At 60.9% G+C, this 17,508-nt stretch carries 16 protein-coding genes and 2 pseudogenes; 10 read left to right on the top strand and 8 right to left on the bottom strand.

Annotated elements, in window-relative coordinates; genetic code table 11:
- The first annotated feature begins 15 nt into the window (after positions 1 to 15).
- The gene (locus EI171_RS11750; protein ID WP_161533408.1) at positions 16 to 291 is read left to right on the top strand and encodes a hypothetical protein; all 276 of its coding nucleotides are present in this window, start codon (positions 16 to 18) and stop codon (positions 289 to 291) included.
- 51 nt (positions 292 to 342) lie between these two features.
- On the opposite strand, the gene EI171_RS11745 is transcribed toward EI171_RS11750, so the two are convergent.
- On the bottom strand, positions 343 to 642 hold the full coding sequence (locus EI171_RS11745; protein ID WP_246740516.1) for a hypothetical protein: 300 nt from the start codon (positions 640 to 642) through the stop codon (positions 343 to 345).
- Between the two features lie 898 nt (positions 643 to 1,540).
- Here EI171_RS11745 and EI171_RS45575 point away from each other — a divergent pair.
- The 4 genes from EI171_RS45575 to EI171_RS11735 all read left to right on the top strand — a co-directional run bounded on the left by EI171_RS45575 (position 1,541) and on the right by EI171_RS11735 (position 3,124).
- On the top strand, positions 1,541 to 1,768 hold the full coding sequence (locus EI171_RS45575) for an MATE family efflux transporter (RefSeq protein WP_246740515.1): 228 nt from the start codon (positions 1,541 to 1,543) through the stop codon (positions 1,766 to 1,768).
- A gap of 48 nt (positions 1,769 to 1,816) precedes the next feature.
- A complete protein-coding gene (locus EI171_RS45570; RefSeq protein ID WP_246740514.1) occupies positions 1,817 to 2,506 on the top strand; it encodes an MATE family efflux transporter in 690 nt (229 codons plus the stop codon).
- A 51-nt stretch (positions 2,507 to 2,557) separates the two neighbouring features.
- A complete protein-coding gene (locus EI171_RS45565) occupies positions 2,558 to 2,764 on the top strand; it encodes a hypothetical protein (protein WP_246740513.1) in 207 nt (68 codons plus the stop codon).
- A gap of 93 nt (positions 2,765 to 2,857) precedes the next feature.
- Positions 2,858 to 3,124 carry a hypothetical protein gene (locus EI171_RS11735; RefSeq protein WP_161533406.1) on the top strand — a complete coding sequence of 89 codons (267 nt, stop codon included), beginning with the start codon at positions 2,858 to 2,860 and terminating at the stop codon, positions 3,122 to 3,124.
- 237 nt (positions 3,125 to 3,361) lie between these two features.
- Here the strand turns inward: EI171_RS11735 and EI171_RS11730 are convergent, their stop codons facing one another.
- From EI171_RS11730 to EI171_RS11715, 4 genes are read right to left on the bottom strand one after another with little or no spacing between them, the layout of a single operon-like run.
- The gene (locus tag EI171_RS11730) at positions 3,362 to 4,531 is read right to left on the bottom strand and encodes a Wadjet anti-phage system protein JetD domain-containing protein (RefSeq protein ID WP_161533405.1); all 1,170 of its coding nucleotides are present in this window, start codon (positions 4,529 to 4,531) and stop codon (positions 3,362 to 3,364) included.
- Positions 4,532 to 4,533: 2 nt separating this feature from the next.
- Positions 4,534 to 7,968 carry an SbcC/MukB-like Walker B domain-containing protein gene (locus EI171_RS11725; protein WP_161533404.1) on the bottom strand — a complete coding sequence of 1,145 codons (3,435 nt, stop codon included), beginning with the start codon at positions 7,966 to 7,968 and terminating at the stop codon, positions 4,534 to 4,536.
- Positions 7,965 to 8,603, bottom strand: a complete 639-nt coding sequence (locus EI171_RS11720) for a DUF4194 domain-containing protein (RefSeq protein WP_161533403.1) — start codon at positions 8,601 to 8,603, stop codon at positions 7,965 to 7,967. Before EI171_RS11720 ends, EI171_RS11725 begins: the two co-directional genes overlap by 4 nt.
- Positions 8,593 to 10,122 (bottom strand): Wadjet anti-phage system protein JetA family protein, encoded by a 1,530-nt coding sequence (locus EI171_RS11715; protein ID WP_246740512.1) that lies wholly within the window; start codon positions 10,120 to 10,122, stop codon positions 8,593 to 8,595. The genes EI171_RS11720 and EI171_RS11715 overlap by 11 nt, the downstream gene beginning before the upstream one ends.
- A 520-nt stretch (positions 10,123 to 10,642) precedes the next feature.
- Here EI171_RS11715 and EI171_RS11710 point away from each other — a divergent pair.
- A complete protein-coding gene (locus EI171_RS11710; protein WP_161533401.1) occupies positions 10,643 to 10,894 on the top strand; it encodes a helix-turn-helix domain-containing protein in 252 nt (83 codons plus the stop codon).
- A complete protein-coding gene (locus EI171_RS11705) occupies positions 10,894 to 12,213 on the top strand; it encodes a type II toxin-antitoxin system HipA family toxin (RefSeq protein ID WP_161533400.1) in 1,320 nt (439 codons plus the stop codon). Before EI171_RS11710 ends, EI171_RS11705 begins: the two co-directional genes overlap by 1 nt.
- Positions 12,214 to 12,472: 259 nt before the next feature.
- On the opposite strand, the gene EI171_RS46700 is transcribed toward EI171_RS11705, so the two are convergent.
- A complete protein-coding gene (locus EI171_RS46700; RefSeq protein ID WP_371740508.1) occupies positions 12,473 to 12,766 on the bottom strand; it encodes a transposase in 294 nt (97 codons plus the stop codon).
- A gap of 452 nt (positions 12,767 to 13,218) precedes the next feature.
- Here EI171_RS46700 and EI171_RS11695 point away from each other — a divergent pair, with 452 nt between their 5' ends.
- On the top strand, positions 13,219 to 13,425 hold the full coding sequence (locus tag EI171_RS11695) for a hypothetical protein (protein ID WP_246740511.1): 207 nt from the start codon (positions 13,219 to 13,221) through the stop codon (positions 13,423 to 13,425).
- Between the two features lie 41 nt (positions 13,426 to 13,466).
- Here the strand turns inward: EI171_RS11695 and EI171_RS11690 are convergent.
- Positions 13,467 to 13,968, bottom strand: a pseudogene (locus EI171_RS11690) (IS66 family transposase zinc-finger binding domain-containing protein); the annotation flags it as partial.
- A gap of 211 nt (positions 13,969 to 14,179) precedes the next feature.
- The gene (locus EI171_RS11685) at positions 14,180 to 15,856 is read right to left on the bottom strand and encodes an outer membrane beta-barrel protein (RefSeq protein WP_161533399.1); all 1,677 of its coding nucleotides are present in this window, start codon (positions 15,854 to 15,856) and stop codon (positions 14,180 to 14,182) included.
- Between the two features lie 471 nt (positions 15,857 to 16,327).
- Here EI171_RS11685 and EI171_RS11680 point away from each other — a divergent pair, with 471 nt between their 5' ends.
- On the top strand, positions 16,328 to 16,918 hold the full coding sequence (locus EI171_RS11680) for a helix-turn-helix domain-containing protein (RefSeq protein WP_371740507.1): 591 nt from the start codon (positions 16,328 to 16,330) through the stop codon (positions 16,916 to 16,918).
- Positions 16,873 to 17,143: pseudogene (locus EI171_RS11675) on the top strand (IS701 family transposase); the annotation flags it as partial. The gene EI171_RS11680 and the pseudogene EI171_RS11675, both read left to right, overlap by 46 nt.
- Between the last annotated feature and the right edge of the window lie 365 nt (positions 17,144 to 17,508).

Below are 17,508 nucleotides of genomic sequence, written 5' to 3'. Positions count from 1 at the left end.
TGGCCCCGAGAGGCGTTGGAAGCACTCCCGCTCGACACCCCCATAGAGATGCGTGTTACGCTGTCCTATTTCGCTGAGCCCAGCCCAGGCGAGCGCGGTTGGGACCGGAAATACGGCTATCCATCACACGGGCTCCGTTTCAAGGTCATCAGACCGACTGAAACCCTTGAACAGTTTAAGCTACGGATCAACACCTACGACCGTGAGGAGGACAACGACGAGGGCCACGCGGGTGAGACCGGCTATTGGGAGTTAGGCACCGGCAAGCCAACCAACGGCTCCATTCATTAACACCTGGCGAGCAGCATCGAGCACGCCCGAGCACGTGCGCGGCGGCAGCTTTCAACGGTCCCATGATCGACTCGAAAACGCCACGGCAGCATCCTGGTCAACAAGATTATCGACGCTTCGCGATTTGGGCGGTCGTGCGTTACGTATTGAATTGTTTGCCGCAGAGTTGCGCTGGCGCTCATCGATCGACGATGAGACCGCTCGACGCTCAAGCCTCCGCTCCAGATCCGCCAATCCTGCCTTACATTCGGCGACAACCGATTGGGCACGAAGCAGCTTGACCTTGAGCTCGTCCTGTTGCCTGAGTATTTTCTCAAGATCCCAATCGTTCTGCATCAGCTCATTGACCATCTGCAAGCACCGATGCAAGGCCGGCACTTAGCTTCAAAGAACTCAAGCTCCGCATGTCGCAGATGTCCCGCCCTGAGCCATGGGCTAAAAGCGACGCAAACGATCGTCCTGAGGACGCCTTTACGCTGGCGCTCTTATTGAGGACTACCATTCGTTGCGAGCCCTTACAAGACAATCGGGTTCTGCCCGGCAAACCGGAGTGCGATCCGAAGATGGCAGAGTTCGCGACGCAGGCGCACGGTTTGGAAAGCGCATCAGGAGACCTCTGCCATCGATCAAGCGGGCAAGTTTCAGCTGAATACATCGACCGGATGCTGAATGAGCATCATAGTCACAAGTGGTTTCATCACATCTCCAAGCAACCGGCATGCCAATGCCGGTTGAGCGTTTTTATGAAGAAAGGATGTCGGTTTTCCTGCAGCACGTAGTTGCACGCGGTGCTGTTGTCGCGCTTGAAACAAACGACGTCTTCGAGACAGCCAAAGCCGCAACCACGATGGCCATAGCAGCGCCCATTATGGCAGCGGTCAATATAGAGAGAAGATTTTGCGGACGTCCGCCAGAATGCTCTCACCATTTTTGAGCGGTGCGCTGTTGTGTGAGAACATGCTATCGTAGGCCATAGCGCCGATGATGCGAGCGCGACCGCAGCGATAAGATCGTGTCAGCGAGGGCAAAGGATAGCTGAAGCGCGCAATCCGGGGCGGCGTGTTCATGAGGAAGACAGCAGAAAAAACGCCCGCATCGCGGCCTCGTCGGTTGGCGAAATGGGTAGCTGGCCGTCAACTCACCAACGAACTCGCCGCAACTGCAACACTCGCCACCCCGATCGCGCTCACGCAGGTCGGACAGATCGCGACGATCGCGACGGATCTGGCGGATCGGCCATATCGAGGCAGTGGCGGCAGCCGCGCTTGCCGACATGATCTTGTCGGTCGGAGTGACCTTCGCAGCCGGTGTGATCTCGGCGGTGGGTCCGCTCGCGGCCCAAGCATGTGGTGCGGCGGAGCGCTCGGTGCGCATGGGGCTATGGGCTGCAATCCTTCTGTGGGCGCCGATCATGGTTTTGCCGCTGCAGGGCCAGCAAATTGTGCTTGCGCTCGGCCACGAGCCAGCCATCGCGTGACTAGCTCAACAATATCTGTTCGGGCTGGCCTGGGGCATCTTGCCGGCATTGTGGTTCCTGGCCATCCGCAGTTTCATGTCGGCGGTCAACTGCCCAACGCCAGCCTTGTGGATCACGCTCGCCGCCATCCCGACCAACGCACCGCTGGCCTACCTGTCGATCACCGGCCAATTCGGCTTGCCGCAACTTGACTTGTTCGGAGCCGGCCTTGCGACCAGCCTTGTGAACAGTGCGACTTTCCTTGCCGGGATTTGGTTCGTCACACGGTGTCGCCCGTTCCGCGACTACCAGGTGCTCCGATATCTGTGGCAGTTCGATTGGCCATTGATGCGGCAGCTCATCGTGATCGGGACGCCGGTTTCCGTTGCCATTTTCATGGAATCGGGCCTTTTTTCTGCGACGGCGCTTCTGATGGGTGTGATCAGCACCACAGCCGTTGCCGCCCATCAGATTGCCTTCCAGGTCGCAACTGCCCTTTTCATGATTCCGTTCTGCATCGACATGGCGGTGAGTGTACGCGTCGGACACGCACTCGGCCGCAACGATCTATCCGGCATCAGGCGAGCAGGTGCTGCCGCCAGGCTGCTCGGAATCCTGATCGCGGCGATTGCTACGATTGCGGTGGTCGGCACTCGGTTTGAAATCGCCGAGCTGTTCGTCGGCCAATCGGCCAGCACACGCCACGATCAAGGTGATTGCAACTCTCATCCTTGTTGGCCCGAGCTTCTTCATGACTGAAGCCGTCCAAAGCATCGCGGCTGGCGGCCCTCGTGGCTTAAGGACACACGCTTGTCGCTCCTCTTTGCTGGCATCGCTTACTGGCTGGTTGGGCTTTCGCTCAGTTACGTGCTCGGCCTGAAGACTGGCCTCGGCGCAGTTGGCATCTGGATTGGTCTATCGATCGGCAAGGGCGTCCACGCGGCCCTCCTTGTACTGCGCTTGCAGCTTTTGGCGGACAGACCTCCGGTTGCAAGCACGAGCGATGCTTCAGCCTGAGCTGTGGGCCATCGATCGCGCCTTCGCGCTAAGCACGTCGAGGCGACGGCCGAGTCTCGCTCCAACGAACTTAAGTTTACTCCTCGGAGACTGATGCTTGAAGGCCGAGCGCGATCGACCAATCGCTTGATCTTGCGACAAGTTGACAATTGCCTTTCCTGCGCTACCGCGCTGCCCGACATGGCCCGGTACAGCGGCGTTGTGACCCCGGCGAAGGCCGAGGTCGGCATCACCACCGAGGAAGACATCAAGTGTCGATCTGCCAGGCGATCATCGCCGCGCGTTTATGGAGACGGCACCAACATTAGTGGTCTTGTTTCGGTGATTGTCGACAAACCATTGACCGACTGGGGCTTTTGAATCGACGGACTAACACATGGTTACAAGAGATTCCCATTCTTCACTTCTGGAGGGGGGGAAGCGGTGCTTCGGGGCGTTGGTCGCTATGGTGCCAATGGGATTGTCGAAGCACGGCAAGGAGCCGCCCTACTCATGGCGTTCGCTGTGGAACACAGGTGTTGTTGAACAAAGGCCAACGGAGATCGTCGACCGAGGAAGCTCATCCGGATCGATACCGCGTTGGTCCGCGCGCATTTTCTAATGGAGCTCTGGCAGGACCGGATCGAGTTCTTCCTGCTCGAGCGTCTTGGCTCCATCTTCCGCCAGGTACGCTGTCAGAGCCGCGATACCGGAGTCCGGTGGACATCGAGCGGGTGCCGATTTTTTGAACGGCACTTGTCCCAAACGCTCGGCAAGTTCGACACTCATGAGGTGGGCACGGATCGGTCGGTCGACGGCGCGCTCGATGGTGTGGAAGATCCAGGTGCCGTCCGGATCGATGTCCGACCAATGAAAGATCGGCGTCTGTTCGGATACCAATCCTGCGATCGTCCGCAGCGCCTGCTGGGTGGCAAGCGAGGGGTACCCTCCGACATACATGGTCGTTCCTAATCGGCCGGGGTCCGCCTCGGCGATGTGCCGGTTGAAGCTTGCGAAATTTTCGATCGTTAGCACGTAGGCCGGCGGCTCCCGGAAGCGGACGCGATCTGCTTCCTTGGGAGTGATTCCGAGATACAGCGGAGAGATTCCGGAGAGGTCGGCTCCATCGAGGTCGATCTTGCCCGCGATCAGCAGCGGTGGCGCGAAGCGCTCAAGACCGATTGCCCGGAGCGCCTCGCGTGGCCGCGCGCCGGGGGGAAACTCCAGGATGCCGCTCAGGAGCCGCACGACCGCGCCTTCGATCCGTTCGAGCGTTTTGCTGTGCCCCACCGTTCGTCTCGAGAAGGTCTTGTAGTCGACGCCAAGATGTTTGTTGGCCAGGATGGCCTGGGCGAGAACGAACGCGTCGCGCAGTGTCTCGACATCGGACGAAGCGAACCCGTGCCACGTTTTCCCCCGCCCCCATACCTCGGCGACTTGGGAAGCGCTGTTCTTCAGAGAGTCGTGCATCGCCGCCCCGGCGACAAGCCGCACGGCGGCATCCTCCGCGATGCGCGACGCGGGGGTACGGCGGAGATATCGGTATAGGATCTCCGCCGAGGCCAGCCGCACATGTGCCACTTGGTCGCGCATGGGGCCGCGCCCCCAACCAAGGGAGACCGCGCCGGCGCTTTCGGCTTCCCTGATCTGTTTCAGGAAGGCGTCCGCCGCGACTACTGATGGGAAAGCGGGGTAGTCCGGGTGGGCGATCGGGCTTGCGGCCCCCGCCTCGAAGCGGTTGAGCAGGTCGTTCAGCAGGCCGATCGCATCCGTGAAACGCCGAGCCATGGCTACTCGGCGGCCAGACGGGTGGCGAGCTCATCTTCGGACATCAGGTCCGGATCGATGGCCATCAGCTCGCGCTTGGCCTTCTCTTTCAGTTCCACCACAGTGGCCCTGGACTGCTCGCCGATGCGGTCCACCTCCACGATGGAGTCCATGTGCTCGAGCACGGCGACGCGCTTCTCGAACGGCGCCGCGATCACGAACTGCAGGCCGAGGTTTTTGTAAAAGCTCATCATCTGCCGCTGGTTCTTGCCGTCCATCTTGGAGAAGGCCTCATCGAACATGGCGAGCGCGAAACCGGCGGGCTTGCCGGCACGACGCTCCGCGCTGCCGTAGACGGCCGCCAGCGAAGCGCCGATGGCAACGTAGATAGGCACCTGCTGTTCGGCGCCAGACCCGGTGCCGCGCCGCTGCTCCCAGCGGGTCGAGCGGCCGGTGGCGACATCCTCCATGTGGATCTCGAAGGTGTAGAAGTTGCGGTAGTCCTCGAACTGGGTGAAGTCCTTGTCGGGGTCCTCGAGCAGCGCCTCGAGTGCGACGATCGTATCCTTGTGCGGGAAGTCATCGGGCACTTCGCCCCGGAACAGCATATCGAGCGCCTCCGGAGAGGTTTTGGCGATTTCGATGATCTTCAGGATGGGCTGGAATTCCACCATCTGGGTGCGGTGGAATGAATATCGCTCGTTATGGAAGGGATGTGCGTAGAGGCTACGGTTCAACGATTGCAGCTCCCGCTCCATCTTTCCGATCCGGGCCGTGAGCGCATTGATGAACTCGCCGCGCAGCAGGGTGGACGCCTTCTCCGCCGCTTCCCGCGCCTGCCTTTCGTACTGGCGCAGCTCGTTGGATTCGATATCCGAGATCAGCTGCTCCATCCATGGCTTCACCTCCCGCAGCGGCTCGCTTTCCGCGCCGACCTGCGAACTCATCCCGAACTGGTCGAAGTAATCGTAAAGAAGCTCGCGGACCCGTCGCTCGATCCGGGCGCGCTCGTTGTCGGACGCGTTCGCATCCTTCAAGGCCTTCTCGGCGATGGCCCGGTGTTTCTCCGGGAAGCCCTTTTGGGCTGCGGCATCGAGGCGGTCGCGGTAGACGGCCCTGCCTTTCGCGGTGGAGTAGAGTGGGAAGAACTTGCGGTATATCGACCGGGCGACCCTGAGGTTGAGTTCGGAGCCGGGCACGTTCTCGCCCTCTCCGAGCCTCCTCTCCGCCGACCTGACCTCGCCGTCATGCTCGCCGAACGCCTTCTGCTGTGTCTTTCTCTCCTCCAGCCTCTTCTCCTTCAGCTTTTGCTGCGCCCTCTTTTTGTCGCGAAGCCCGCCGTCCCCCGCGCCGTCGAGGGCATCGAGCCTGGCCTGAGCTTCAGCGACCTCAGTCTGCGCGGCCGCGAAGGCGGCCGCGCAAGCCCCCAGGTCATTACGTCCCTCGCAGATGTTCTTCAGAGCGGCAAAAGCCTGCTCCGCGGCATGGGCCTCCTTCCCCTTGCCGGTCAGGATCCGACCCAGCTCCTCGGCCTGATCCTGCAGGGATCGCAGGGCGTTCGCCTGGGCTGCCTTTCCGATCTTATGCTGCGACGATTCAATCCAGCGATGGCTCCGGACGAGTCCGTCGTCGTAGAGGCCGTCCTTCATAATCGCCCGGCCGGGCCTGTTGAACTGGTCGAGCGTGTCGGCGAGACGGACATTGCCGTAGCGGCGCATGATGAAGGCCATCGCGTCCGGATCCTGGCTCCGGAAGATGGAGGGAAAAGTGCCGCGCTCCGGCTTGGCCCTGAACTGCTCGAGCTTGTTTAGGCTCACTAGCGATGCATGGCGAAACTCGCGGCGACCTTCCTTGAAGATTGACGTGGCGGCGCTGATATCCGCTCTGTCCACGAACACGGCTTCCCGGTCGCGGCCGAGGAGCGCCTCGGCGGCTCCTACCCACTCGGGTTCGGCGACTTCGATGATGTCGCAGAGCACGCGCGGGACCATTCCCCTCTGCCGCAGCCTGCGGCAGAGGAGTTCAGTGTCGTCGCCGAGATAGGCGCGCGCCCCACCGGCGGCGTGCTGTCGGATCCGTTCGAGCACCTCGTCGCGCCGGCCGCGGAGCCCGGAAAGCTCCGCGATGATCGTTTGACGTGCTTCGTCGATCTTCGGCAGCCATTTCGCGCCGCTTGCCGCGAAGGACTTCTCGGCCACGGTGACCTCGTCGGAGACGCCCCTGATGTCGGCCTCGGTGGTGGCGGTCACAAGACGCTCAAGCGTAGGAACGAAGTCCTCGAAACCGTCTGCGCACATCGCGCGTAGCGGCTCCAGGCGACGGATGTCCTCCATGCGAGCCTTGAAGTCCGCCGAGGCGCGGTGCGCCGCCTGCCCGGCCACATCGGCGGTCTGCTGCAGGGACTTTCTGCCGGTCTTGGCATCGTGCTCGGCGATCGCGGCCATGAGGCGTTCGATCTCCTTATCGATGGCCTTGACGTCGTCGTCGATGAATTCGAGTTCTTTTGCTGCGGCGTCCCGGCGCGCCATCTCGGTACGCCGCTTGGTCTTGAAATCCAGGTTTGTCGCGCGCGCCGCGAGCCAAGTCGCACGTTTTGCGATCCACTCCTCCCTGAACTTGGTCTCGAGCGCCTCTTCAAGCGTGCCGAGGACGACCCGAAGCGCCCTTAGGGCTTCGAGCCTGAGGTGCATTTTCCGGATGGTCTCGCTGATGTTGCGGTATGTCTGGATCGACTCGCGCAGCTCTTTGATGCCGATCGGACTGTCCTCGAGGATGTAGTTCCGCACGAATTGCGTGGCCGTCTGGTTGTGGTCGAGCGTCATCGCGTTGACGATTGATTTCTGCAGGGCGCTGGCGTTCTGCTCGCCATAGGGCGAATGCGGCAGAAGATGGCGCATGTACTCGCGGACGTAGTCGCTCGCCCGGTCGCGATGATTGACAAAGTTGCCTTCACCGACCGCCGCGGCGATCCGGGCGCGCACGTCCTCCCACTGCGCCGGGAATTGCGACTTTCCTCGCTGCTCGATGAAGTCCTTGGAGCTCAGAACGGTCCCGACGGCGACGAAGAGTGCCAGCACGGTCTCCCTGCTGTCGGACTTGCGCGCCTCGAGCGCCATGCCGATCGTGACCGGTGGCCGGGCGCCTTCCGTGTCTTCGAAACCGAGCGCGATGTAGGTGCGCGCCTCGTCGCGCCGGCGCTGATCTTCGCCGAGCGTCCCAAGGCAGTAATCGACGACGCTGCGCTTCGAGCCGCTGCGCGATTTTCCGCTATCGCCGGCGACCGCGTTCAGGCGCAAGAACCGCCGGCTCCCGCCGGTGAGAACGACCTGTGCCATGTCGAGGATTGTCGATTTGCCGGACCGGTTCTCGCCCAGGACCCCGACGTGTCCTGTCACGTCGATGTCGGCGACGTCGAACAGGTGCCAGTTCACCATCGTCAGGTGGCGTAGTTCCATCATGCCTCGTCTCCTGCGGGCTGCGGAAACCGCGCCTCCTCGCTACGGACGTAGCGCTCAAGCCGTTGGAGGGCATCGCTGCCACTGATCAGCTTAATCATCGGGCGGATCCTGATCTCGCAGTCCTGCTGCTCGTCGTCAAAATCACTGATCTCGACCAAACTGCGTTGGGCAGCCTCGCGCAGGATGTCCCGGAAGCGGGCGGGCGAGATCGCGCCTCCGCCGCCGTGTTGCGCCATCTCGCGGTAGCGATCGAACAGGTCGTTCAAAGCGGCCACTACGACGGCCCGGTCCTCGACTGCTCCGACGTTCACCTCCTGCTGCCAGTATGCCGCCAGCACCAGCATGACGATTGTTTCATCGAGCTTCATCCGGGGCAGCGGCACGTCCTCGTCCATGGCGACGATGCCGGCCCACTGCGCCTCCGGATCGCGATGGACGCGGTATCCGCAACTATCGAAGAAGCCGTCGACCACGTCGCGGAAGCGGCCATCCATGATCGTGTTGTAGACTGTCCCGGTCCGGGGGTCTCCCGCGAACACGAACTGCCGCCGTAGCAGGAAGTGCAGCGCTTTGCGGAGGTCGGCTGCCTTTTCCGCTCCGAAGGAGCGCTCGACGTTTTCGAACTCACTGAGCATGGGCTGCCTCTGCTTTCCGGAGGGGGCCGGATCGCCTGACCACGAAGTTCGCACACCGAAGCCATTCGCTGTCGTGGGGCGGCGTGTCTGGGCGCGGCTCCAGATCGAACCCGGCCGCGACCTGCGCCGGAATCTCGCCCGTCAGCGCATATCGGCGGGCGCAATCGAAGGCGAGAAAGTCGTCCACGGTATCGATTTCCATGAACCGGGCTTCCCTGGTCGCGAAGGGCGGCACCTGGCCCTCGAGGAATCGTCTGACATCCTCGGGGCGGGGCGCGATGCGAGCGATGTACTCGAGGCGGAGCTTCTTGCGCAGTTCATACAACGGATCCGAGGGCGGCTCGGCGAGCTCCCTTGCTTCGACGGGACGGCGTGGTTGCCTGGCCGTCGCCTGATGGTGTTCCGACCAGGGGGACCGCAGCGGCTCGATGCTCCATTCGATTGTCGCCTTGTGGTGTCTGCCGTCCCGCAGTAAGGCATCCAGACGCCGCACCAGGTCGCCGGCCCGGCCGACGAGTCCCTGCCCGCCCCGCTCGGCGTACTTAATGGTGTTGCGGACCCGGGCTTCGAGCTGCCTGCGGAAGGCCTCGATCCTATCGAACATCTCCCCGATCTGATCGAAGATGCTTTCGATGGCCAGCAGGTCGTCGGTCGCGGCCATTCGACCGTCCTCGATGTCGGCTGCCATGCTGGAAGTTGTGTACTCCTCGGCGAGGACCTGCATGGTTTGCGGGGTGTAGGAGATCCTCCGCGCGAGATCGACGATGGCGTCGCGGAAGCGGTACGGATGGTTGACGGTGAGGATGGACTCGAAATCCTTCAGCAGGAGCTGTTCGACGAACTCCTCGAAAAAGGCTTCCAGCCGGGTAGCGACTGTTTTCGACTCCATGACGGTCCGTCGGACGCGCTTCAGGTCGGCCAGAATGGCCCGCAGGCTCTTAGTGAACTGGTCGGCCTGATTACGCGCCTCGCGGACGGCGAGCGCGGCTTCGCGCTGCTTGCGGTCGGTGATCTCGGGCCTCAGTTTTTCGACGGCCTCCAGGTTGAGGCGGATTTGCACGATCAAGCCGCCGAATCGCTGCGAGAGATCCTTATTGAGGCTCGCGAGCCGCTGGATCACGAGCAGCGGTCCCATAGCCATGTCCACGGTAACGCGAAGCCCGTATTCCTCCTCTTCAAGCCATCCCCAGGCAAGCAGCCGGGCGTACAGTTGTCGGGCAAGACCGAGCGCCTTGTCGCCCTTCTCGGAAGCGAGCGCGACGTCGGCCTTCCGGATCCGGCGGCGTCCCGCGGAGATCATTTCCGGCAGGCTGCCCAAATCATCGCCCTCGTTCCAGAGGACGGGGTTGGCTCGCATGACGTCGTAGATGGCGTGGACCACCTGCTGCGGGGTCGGAAACGACGGTGCGCCTGAAAAGAAGCGTTCGTGCAGATCGAGCAGACACGCTGCGTACAGGTGCTTGTGATCGCGCGAAAAAGCTAAAAAGGCGTCGTCATGCAAATGGCGGAACAAGGTCAATGACGCGGCTCCTGGGCCCGACTTCATCCTGAGTTGGCGGCGCTAAATGCACGGCCTGCCGGGCAAAATGTTAGTGAGAGTGGGTCTTGAAAATACAACCGGAAGATCAGTTCTTAGTATGTTCTAATATAGCTTTCCAGCTCAATCGCTGTCGAGACTCCAAAGGTCCGATCGGAGCTAATGTCCGGTCTCAGATCGGGGACAATCCGGCCTCAAGTCATTGAATTTGTTGTTGTTACTATTGCAGCAAAATGGATACAAGGAGTTGCTTGGCACGATAGTGATACGAACGTTCGACATGTCGAGGAGGCTCTCTCGCCCAGCGGCAGATTCGAGCCACCAGCTCTACATCGATCATCAGCTTTAGTTTTTAAGTAACTTCAATAAGAGCGGCAGTGGGATCGCGGGGTTTCATACGCAATTGCGTATTATGCCTAAATATACGCGACAACGTATAATATATAGATATTCGCGGTCGCGTATATTGACAAATTATACGCGTTTGCGTATCAATGCCTTTATGGATACGATCGCCCGCACTCCGCAACAAGTTGGCGCCGGGATCAGGCGCTACCGGCGGCAGAAGAAGCTCACCCAGGGGGACCTTGGTGAGAAGATGCATGCGCGTCAAGCGACGGTCTCGAAGCTGGAGGCCGGTGAACCTGCAACGCAGCTGCGCATCTTGATGGATGCGCTGGCCGCGCTCGACCTCGAGCTGGTCATCCGGCCGCGCACCAAATTGACGGCTGAAGCGATTGAGGATCTGTTCTGATGGCGCGTCGCCCTGCCCGTGCGCCGCTCAACGTATACCTCAACGCACGGCTGGTCGGGCGGCTGCGGCGCGAGAGCAGCGGCGCAGTCGATTTCCAGTACGACAAGCAGTGGCTCGCGTGGGAAAATGCCATCCCCGTTTCCGTGTCGCTGCCATTGCGGGAGGATCGTTATATCGGCGATCCCGTCGTCGCTGTTTTTGACAATCTTCTGCCCGATAATGACGACATCCGCCGACGCGTCGCCGAACGCGCGCATGCTGATGGCGCCGACGCTTACAGCCTGCTCTCCGCAATCGGCCGCGATTGCATCGGGGCGCTGCAATTCCTTCCCGACAGTGCCGCACCCGGGGGCGCCGGCGCCATTGATGGCCGCGCCGCTAGCGATCAGGAGATCGCCGCCATTCTCGACAACCTTGCCAGCAATCCGCTCGGCATCGGCCCCGACCAGGACTTCCGCATTTCTCTCGCGGGCGCGCAGGAAAAGACAGCGCTGCTTTACTGGAAAGACAAGTGGCACGTGCCTCATGGCACGACCGCAACTACGCACATTATCAAGCCGCAGATCGGGAAGTTGCCGAACGGAATCGACCTGACCGGCAGCGTTGAAAACGAGCATCTGTGCCTTGAGCTGGTTGCGGCACTCGGCTTGCCTGTCGCCAAATCAAGCATCATCGATTTCGCCGGGCGCCGCGTGCTCGCAGTTGAGCGGTTCGATCGCATCTGGACGCGCGACGACCGCCTGTTGCGGCTGCCGCAGGAAGACTGCTGCCAGGCGCTGTCCGTTCCACCCGCGCGAAAGTATGAATCCGATGGCGGACCCGGCATCCGCAAAATCTCGGATTTGCTCAAGGGCAGCGATACGCCTGAGGACGACCAGACCATTTTCTTCAAGGCGCAGATCGTGTTCTGGCTGCTTGCCGCCACCGATGGCCACGCGAAGAATTTTAGCATTCATTTGGCGCCGGGCGGACGTTTTCATCTTGCCCCGCTTTACGACATCATTTCGACCCAACCAAGCTTGGACGCTGGACAGATCAGCCAAAACCAAATGAAGCTGGCCATGGCGATCGGCAGCAACCGGCATTACGTCGTCCACACGGTTCTCGGCCGACATTTCGTGCAGACTGCGAAAAGCTGCGGTCTACCCGACAAAACAGTCAAGGTTGTCATCCAGCAGCTCGGCGATACAGCCGCAAAAGCCATAGATCAGGTGCTGAATGCGCTTCCAAAAGGATTTCCGGAGAAGATGGCCATATCGATTGCTGATGGCGCAAAGCGCCGTGTGAATTCGCTGGCTGTGCTCAAGAGTAGTGAATGATCACCGGTTTGCGCAAGCGTACGATGCCCCCCGTGAACGGTGGCAGGAAGACCGGATCTACCAATCCAAACCTGGAAGCTGCCTACCAGAGGAGCAGCAGCGCGATCAGCAACAGGGAGCGTCGCCCGAAAGCAGCCAACCAGCGGCTCAAGAAACGGGCCCGGTTCAAGAACGGCGATTGCCGCTCTCCTTCGACGGCGAGCGGCCCGCGCCGTCCGTATGCAAGCTCCAACAGCGACTGCGTTTCCAAACCAGGGGTTTAGTCCCGGCATTTGCTGGAGGGGATTAATTGCGGCTCGATCATCTCGCCTTCGTTCGTTTGTCCAGTTGTGACCGCGACGTCCAGAATGACGCCGACCTTGTCATCGACGGCCGTATGCTGCTTGTAAGAGGGCTCCAGCCGCCGGTTGCGGGCATTCGTGGCCATCGTTGCATTGGGATCGGTCCAGCAGATCTTTCCCAAGCTCATTTTTCGTCTCCCCCTTGCTGCGTTGAGTGCTGCGACCGTTTGCGTTTGATCGACAAACGAACCCTCCAAATAGAGTGTCGTCATGGTCCAGACTCCCGGGAGACCAGCCGCACTCGATCGCATTTGTAAGAAAGCGCTCGTGGCGGGTCTAGCCTGGCCTCTTTTAGATCGTACGAGGCAATAAATTTGGGCATCATGGTTGCTCCACTCTGCGGCGCACACGCGGACTTGGAGGCACGCGGACATGACTCGGCGCCGTGGGGAGTGAGAACCCGACGCTGTCCCTACCGCGCCCGCGCTGCCAGTGAAGTTGGCGGCGGTGACTCGGCGCTCACGCCTCCGGAAGCGCTTGTCCCTACCACGCGCTGCAAACTTCGGTGGCCAGCCTTCGCCCCTGGAAAAGCGAGACCGACCACCGCGGCGCCCCGAGAGGCTCAATTCCCAAGGGTGCTACCAAGCAGTATCGCTGAGAAGGACTGGAAGCACCTACCAGGATTGGTTGGTGCCGATCTAATCTGGCCTGGGGCAAATGCGCCATGGCGACTGAATTTGATACGATTTTTGATGTAATTGAGCGTCACCGCGAGCTTTCCGTGCAGCACGCCGCCGCGATATCGGTATCCGCGAAACTTGGCGCAGGTCCCGAGTTTGATGCCGCCGACGCGATCAGCGAGGAAAGAAGGTTGGCTCTCGAGGAGTATGCAGACGTGCTCACTCCAAGCCGGCCACGCTTGCGGACGTGATCGCCCTGAGCCGCTACGTAGCCAGGCTACCGGGTTGGCTGACGGTCGATGGCGATGCCGTGCGTCGCCAACATCTGCGCCTGGCGATAAAGCGGCAAATGCCAATGATACTTGGCATCGATCACATGCGCTGACCAGCCGCTCCGTGGGCAGTGTTCGGGCTCGGCATGCTGGAGGACGACGCCATGACAAGCGCGGCAAGCCAGTTTGGGCCGGCGAGTGACGATTACGCGATACTGCGCCGGTACGACGTCGAGCCTCTGGCTCTCATCGCTCCCAATTTTCAAAAAGGACGCCTGCGCAGCACGGGCGGCAGGTTGCAGTGGGCATCAGGGCCTCGACGATGTGCGGCAAATACTCCGGCAGCTGACCGCGGTTGGCTGTGCGCTCGGCAGTTCGCTTCTCGCAGGTTCTTGGATTGGCGTGATCCTCGGCTGCTTCGAGAGCCGCGACGGCCTCTTCGATGTCCTCCAAAACAGGCTGTAGTTGATCAGCGTCCAGCTTTTCCGACGATCGACCGAACTGCGCATCTTTCGCAAGCTTGCGCCACGCTTACGGCCTACTGGGTTAGCGCGATGTCGGATCGCAGCCAATCAAAAAGGCAACTGCAGCTAGTTCTTTGCGCTGCCGTCCTCACGTGACGAGGTTCGCTAATGCCAATATTGCCGGCGTCTAGATGGCGCGGAGGTGGATGGCCACTACCAAAGCTTGGGGGGCGTCGAAAGCCTGGAGCTTGGCTATAGGTGTGATCTTTTCAATCGAACCTATAGGACGCCTGAAAGAACGTACCCCAGCGCTCCATGCTGTGCTTCGCAAACATGGGTGGTGCACCAACGCAGCCGCTGCCGCTGCACAACGTGTCGCTCCGCCTGTTGGTCCACATCGCCCAATAGCGGCCACCGACGCCGACGCTGAAGTTCTTGGTAATGAAGTAGGACAACACGCCTTCGAGCTGGACGCCCCCGCCACCATTGCCCCGTTGCTCAGCGAAGGTGGTCATAGGGCGCAAGAGATGGTTGTCACGCCCCTTGAAATCGGTCCAGGGCAGGTAAGCGACGTCAGCGTTCAAACGCCAACGCTCGGTGAGCATGGTTTCGGCGCTCAGGCCGATCCGAGCTGCATTCCACTGAGTATTCTGGCTGCCAATGACCCTGTCGTCGTCCGGCGCCAAGCATGGACGCGGGCGAGCTATCTGTACACACCCCCTCGAGTCGGAGTTCTGTTCGTAGTAGGTCCAGCCGATAAATCCCCCGACCTTGTAGTTGGCGGCGCGCAGGAAATCGTAACCGGCATCGGCCGTGTAATAGGTGAACCTCCCGTTTGCCTGGCCATGGATCGTGTTGCTATAGGCGCCGCCCCAGTCTTCATCGTTCATGTTTCCTTTGTTGAAGCGACCAACCCCAACGTTGCTCTTCAGGAACACTCCCCACGGGCTGTCGAGACGGCCAAATAGCTCCCCGGAAAGTCCGTCAAGTCCGTGATAGGTGAGCCTCGATCCAAGAATGCTGGGGTCATCAAGGCCGACTGCGCTGTGGTCCCATTGGAAGCGTCCCCGGCTGAGCCAGAGCCGCGATCCGCCTTCGAACGACCAACCGGCCGTGTAAGCAATCGGCGGCGCGCTGGCGGGGGCTTTTGCGTACAGCGGTGCATCGGGCCATTGCACCGCCCACGGGTCGGCGCCAAAATGGTAGTTCAACCCGATCTTTCCGATGTGATAGCTGCTGGAGAGGCCGGTTATGTTCGCCGGAAGAATTGCGAACGGCGGATTCTGCACCGTCGGAGGCGTTGCGACACTCGGCCCGCCGAAATGGAGATAGTCATACTCGACGTTGATCGACCATGCAGGCGTAAGCGCTTGCTCGACGCCCAGCCCGATGACGCCACCGAGGCGACCATAGTCGAAATGGGTTTTCTCCTGTGGCGCGCCGCCTTCATCGTTGTTGACGACGTCGCCCCGATTGTTTTGCCAGGCTACGCCAGCCTTGAGATAGGCCAGTGTGTGGCCCAGCGCGCCAAACGCGTAACCGATGCGGCCGGTCCCGGTGGCAAAGACGTTGGGACCTGCCTTGCAGTTTGCACTCACGACAAAGCCGGAGGCGGCGAGGCAAGTATTCGTGCCGTCTGAGACAGCACCGCTGGCATCGAGTTCGACACCAAAGACCCAGCCGTTCTTCTGCCAATTGTAGCCGACCTGGCCACCCGCGAGAAACACTGGGGTATCGACGACATCGCCATAGATTGACTGACCGTAGGGATTGCTGAAGGAGGTTCGGCCGTACCCGCCGCCGAGGTGCCCGCCAATATAGCCTCCCGACCAGTTCCACACCGCGGGCGGCAGTTTCACTTCTGGCTCAAGGTCTGCCGCATTCGCAGCACCGTTTGCGACGAGCGCAATTGTCGTGGTTCCTACCAGAAATACTCCAGATCGCATCCAACACTTTCCTGTATTGTCTCGGCCCACGACCGAGCGCCCTTAAGTTATCGCCGCAGCAAACCGTCGGAGCGGACTAGACACTGACAGCGACGCGCGCCGAGTCCGTCCCGAAGACCATCGCACTGCGATTGGTGATGATGCCGCAAAGAGAGCAAGTCGCGTGCCGAAGTGAATTCACAGGCTATACAGGCACTTCGTCGCGGCGTTTAGCGTCAAGTTGCTCACATTGGTCTCGATACCGACAAGGGCCACGTTGCCCGAGAGTGGCCCGCTCGCGCGCTGAATGTGTACGCGCGGTGGCGCGTGCAGACCCGGCCCGTGTGATTTCAACAGGAAGCCCTCTGCGCTTCCCCGACTACGGCGCTGTGTCGCCGTTGATTTAATTTCACCGAGTCCTACTGATGGGACTAGTCCTCAGGAACGCAAGTTCGTCACATTGGTTGATAGCTCGAATCTCTACAGAGGAGAGTGCTCGTGGCGAATGCGGGTGTGCGAGGCCGGCCGATCGCGCCGCTGGTGCTTAGTCCGCAGGAGCGGGCGTACTTGGAGAGGCAGGTTCGTCGTCATCGCGTTGCCCGATCGCTATCTGAGCGCTGCCGCGCGATCCTGCGGTGTGCAGATGGTCTGCCAAGCAAGTCGGTGGCTGCCAAACTTGGCATCCATGAACACACCGTTGGCAAGTGGCGCCGCCGATTCTTGAAGGATCGCTGTGATGGCCTGCTTGACGAAGCCCGCCCTGGCCGCCCTCGAACCATCGACGACGATCAGGTTGCTGAGGTAATCGAGCGGACATTGCGTACGACGCCGCGCGACGGACGCACTGGTCGATCCGCTCGATGGCTGCGGAAACTGGCTTTTCTCACACCACGATCCGCCGAAAGTGGACGGCGTTCGGCCTGCAGCCGCACCGCAGCCAGACATTTAAACTGTCGAGCGATCCGCTATTCGTCGATAAGGTGCGCGATATTGTCTGGCTTTACCCGAACCGAGCCATTGTCCTCAGCGTCGATGAGACCATTAAGGCACGGTGGATTTGTGAGCAGGCGCATCAGCAGTTGAAGGAGGAGCTTGGACTTGATCACTTCGAAGGGCGATCATGGCAAGGTCTTCATCGCCACGCCCTGATGACAATGATTGCCTACGCCTTCCTGCAACATCATCGCCTCGCATACGCGGGGCGAAAAAAAGAATCAACGGGCCTCCGCCTCAACGTTTCGCCATCGTCGATCTCATCCTTCGGGCGCCGTCTCAGCAGTGCCCATATTGCCGAAAGCAAATCCTTGAAAGCGCAAACGCATTCTGTTCGCGGTAGGGACACCCATCACTGGGCGCCCCCCGCGCAGATCCCGGCGAGCCCAATTAAGGCACCGGGCTCCTACCTCGGGTGTTTGACGGCGAAGCGCAGCTTCGGCCATGGATGAAGGATGCGAGCCTTGGGGAGCCAGTCATGGGTGATCTGCGTTATGCGATCCCAGGTCAGACAGGTCCGCTGACTGCGCCGCCGAAGCGTCCGCCTCCAGAGATCGGTCAGATAGAACCGAAACGCATTGAGCGCTCGGCCATTCGTCGGGACAGCAAAGTACGCAAAGTGGCCGGTCAAGACCTGCCTCAGCCATTTCCCTTGTGCAGGGATCGGCCAGTGCATTCGG

It is taken from the genome of Bradyrhizobium sp. LCT2, from assembly GCF_009931255.1.
Classification (GTDB): Bacteria; Pseudomonadota; Alphaproteobacteria; order Rhizobiales; family Xanthobacteraceae; genus Bradyrhizobium; species Bradyrhizobium diazoefficiens.
Note: the sequence above shows the minus strand (reverse complement) of the source record. Positions and strands in the feature narration are given on the sequence as shown.

Coding starts and splice junctions, on each gene's coding strand:
- EI171_RS11720 (WP_161533403.1), bottom strand. CDS start 8,603: ATGCTCAGTGAGTTCGAAAACGTCGAGCGCTCCTTCGGAGCGGAAAAG.
- EI171_RS11730 (WP_161533405.1), bottom strand. CDS start 4,531: ATGGCTCGGCGTTTCACGGATGCGATCGGCCTGCTGAACGACCTGCTC.
- EI171_RS11735 (WP_161533406.1), top strand. CDS start 2,858: ATGCTTGAAGGCCGAGCGCGATCGACCAATCGCTTGATCTTGCGACAA.
- EI171_RS11705 (WP_161533400.1), top strand. CDS start 10,894: ATGGCGCGTCGCCCTGCCCGTGCGCCGCTCAACGTATACCTCAACGCA.
- EI171_RS11695 (WP_246740511.1), top strand. CDS start 13,219: ATGGCGACTGAATTTGATACGATTTTTGATGTAATTGAGCGTCACCGC.
- EI171_RS46700 (WP_371740508.1), bottom strand. CDS start 12,766: ATGACGACACTCTATTTGGAGGGTTCGTTTGTCGATCAAACGCAAACG.
- EI171_RS11725 (WP_161533404.1), bottom strand. CDS start 7,968: ATGATGGAACTACGCCACCTGACGATGGTGAACTGGCACCTGTTCGAC.
- EI171_RS11710 (WP_161533401.1), top strand. CDS start 10,643: ATGGATACGATCGCCCGCACTCCGCAACAAGTTGGCGCCGGGATCAGG.
- EI171_RS11745 (WP_246740516.1), bottom strand. CDS start 642: ATGGTCAATGAGCTGATGCAGAACGATTGGGATCTTGAGAAAATACTC.
- EI171_RS11685 (WP_161533399.1), bottom strand. CDS start 15,856: ATGCGATCTGGAGTATTTCTGGTAGGAACCACGACAATTGCGCTCGTC.